The organism is Halorubrum persicum (assembly GCF_002727125.1).
GTDB lineage: Archaea > Halobacteriota > Halobacteria > Halobacteriales > Haloferacaceae > Halorubrum > Halorubrum persicum.
Genome location: NZ_NHOA01000103.1, coordinates 1 through 2,800, shown reverse-complemented (window position 1 = coordinate 2,800; position 2,800 = coordinate 1). Strand labels below are relative to the sequence as shown.

The window sequence follows — 2,800 nt, the reverse complement described above, 5'->3', positions numbered from 1 at the left end:
ATCTCCTACAGAAGAGCGCTAAACGAACATACAGAATTCACCCCTATATCAGCTGGCCGTGTGATCCTCGCTGTTTCTTTGGAAATCTGCTCCACTTTGCTAATTATAAAAGCCGCTACCCCTCTATTACCACTAGGATTAACAGAGAGGTACGCTACATTTCTACTCTAAATCAGATATTACCTCGTCAATATCATAATCTTCCGTAGTCTCAGTACCAGAATCAGTCCTATCAACCGATTCTTGATCTTCCTGAATTTCAACTTTTAGAGCCTTATCAGCAGTGAATTCCGTGTTGACTCCCCATGGCATAAATTATGATCTGGGCGGGAATTACTTAACAACTAGGATTATTGTATAGGGGTGCATAGATATTTAATCTGGCACGGTAGGCAAGCTTTTGCGCTGTGGTTAAGGCCATAATGATAATATATATTATTCACCATCAGAGATGTAGAACTGTAGCTGAAAATGAGCATGGAAAACTTGGGTGAGAGTGACACGAACGGCGGGGAAGAAGATCCGAACGGTTCTGCACTATTAACTGCCCGACATCAAGTAGAGAAAGCATCCCAACATGTAGATATCGAACCGGGTGTGGTAGAAAGGCTGAAAAACCCAACTCGAGTTGTACAGGTAACAATTCCACTCGAGCGTGATGACGGTTCCATCGAAACGTTCACTGGCTATCGAGCACAGCATGACGATGTCAGGGGACCTTATAAAGGTGGAATTCGATACCATCCAGAAGTTTCAGCCAAAGAGTCGCAGGGGCTCGCTATGTGGATGACTTGGAAGTGTGCAGTAATGGATATCCCATTTGGTGGGGCAAAAGGTGGAATTGTTGTTGATCCGAGTGATCTATCACAAGACGAGCGAGAGCGGTTAACTCGGCGGTTTACTGAAGAGTTGCGAAACGTTATTGGTCCAAAGAAAGATATTCCTGCCCCAGATATGGGTACTGATGCTCAGACAATGGCGTGGATTATGGACGCGTACTCGATGCAGCAAGGCGAGACAATACCTGGAGTTGTCACTGGCAAGCCTCCAGTTATTGGTGGGAGTAAGGGTCGGGAGGAAGCACCAGGGCGTTCCGTAGCGATCATCACGCGCGAGATAGTTAATTATCTAGATCGAGAACTTGAAGAAACGACTGTCGCGGTACAAGGATATGGGAGCGTGGGTGCAAATGCAGCACGGGTGCTTGACGATTGGGGTGCGAATATTGTTGGTGTCTCTGATGTCAACGGTACAATTGTCGATTCTGACGGGCTTGATACATATTCCGTACCGTCTTACAATGAAAACCCAAACGCGGTTACAACCTATGGTGCACCTACGCAGCTTCCTGCCAACGAGATCCTTCAGCTTGATGTCGACGTGCTGATCCCTGCCGCAATCGGTGGCGTCCTCACGTCAGATAATGCTGATATGGTACAGGCAGATATTATCGTTGAGGGGGCTAATGGTCCAACCACAACAGCCGCTGACAAGATCTTTAATGAGCGAAATGTCTCAGTTATCCCTGATATTCTTGCGAACGCTGGCGGTGTCACTGTGTCTTACTTTGAATGGCTTCAAGATATAAATCGGCGTGAGTGGAGTATTGACCGTGTTCATGAAGAACTTGAAACTCACATGCTTTCTTCGTGGGAAGAGGTAAACACGGTCTACGAAGAGAAAGATGTAACATGGCGTGAAGCAGCGTACGTGGTTGCACTTGACCGCGTCGGAACTGCAAAGTCTACACGTGGTCTCTGGCCATGAAATTTTTGAATACGTCCACTGATCGAGTTTAGACCGCCACGTTGGTGGAAGTAAGGGTAAACGACGGCGTTCCCAACGATCATACCAACCAACTAAATTTAGTGCGAGTTTTTTATATATTCTGGTGATATAGAAAAACACTAGCACAAGTTACGAATTTAATATATTCCAAAACTTATTGTCTTATATATTAACTTATCGAAAAGAAATGAAATATGAATACACTCATTAGTCTTGCTCGCACTTCTCAAAGGACCTCTTGATAAACCACTCGTCAGTGACACGTTCGAAATTTAAACTATCAAGTTCAAGCCGGGATCTAGGAACGGATCCCCGGTGACACAGAGACAGACATGTCACGACTTCCCGTCATTAGAATGACTCTCTGGAACGAGATTGAACAGACGAGCGACAGCGCGGGCACCTTCTTTTGAATCTTGGGAACGTTGTTTCAGTGACAGCTCGAAATTAGCCATTAGTCGCCAAGCGAGAGTATCCCCGAGGACCCGGATAGTTCGCCGTTGTTCGTCAGTAAGATTGTCGCGTGCCTCGAGTTTAGAGAGAGCCTCCTCAACCTCACGTCGTTCGATGCGTGCTGCTTGGTGTAGCAATCGTCTCCGGATACAGTCAGGATCAGCCTCAGGGTCGGTAGTGTCGTCACAACCGTTCAAATGTCGTTCTGTGTTAGACTGTTCGGAAGTCATGTAGAATACAACGTTGGGAAGATGTTACTCGACCATAATGGTCGACATGTCGGTTGTAAATGAATCTTTTGTTCTATTTTTCTGATGTATTATTGAGATAGTATACAAAGAAGTTAACCACTTCATTTTTCAAGTTAACACGACCCGAATTTCGTGCGTACGGTCCGCTTGCGGAAGACAAACAATCTCACCACGAATACGTTGGTCACAGAGACGGTGAGTACGCCGACAAGACGGTCCACGTGAACACCGGCGAGAGCCACGCGTTGCCGGCACGACTGTGGCTCTCGTCGCATCGAGTCATCTCAAAACGCTCTTCTGTAGGAGAT

At 46.3% G+C, this 2,800-nt stretch carries 3 protein-coding genes and 1 pseudogene; 2 read left to right on the top strand and 2 right to left on the bottom strand.

From position 1 onward, the window contains the following. Positions 1–162 precede the first annotated feature (162 nt). The gene (locus tag DJ69_RS18435; RefSeq protein ID WP_180271805.1) at positions 163–312 is read right to left on the bottom strand and encodes a hypothetical protein; all 150 of its coding nucleotides are present in this window, start codon (positions 310–312) and stop codon (positions 163–165) included. Between the two features lie 159 nt (positions 313–471). Between DJ69_RS18435 and gdhB the strand changes: the two genes are divergently transcribed. After that, positions 472–1,767: a glutamate dehydrogenase GdhB gene (gdhB, locus tag DJ69_RS11700; protein WP_218962316.1), complete on the top strand. Its 1,296-nt coding sequence runs from the start codon at positions 472–474 to the stop codon at positions 1,765–1,767. A gap of 356 nt (positions 1,768–2,123) precedes the next feature. Here gdhB and DJ69_RS19210 read toward each other — a convergent pair whose 3' ends face one another. Next, the gene (locus DJ69_RS19210; RefSeq protein ID WP_099255771.1) at positions 2,124–2,471 is read right to left on the bottom strand and encodes a glutamyl-tRNA reductase; all 348 of its coding nucleotides are present in this window, start codon (positions 2,469–2,471) and stop codon (positions 2,124–2,126) included. Positions 2,472–2,620: 149 nt separating this feature from the next. On the opposite strand from DJ69_RS19210, the pseudogene DJ69_RS18865 reads away from it, so the two are divergent. Then, positions 2,621–2,800: pseudogene (locus tag DJ69_RS18865) on the top strand (IS1595 family transposase); the annotation flags it as partial.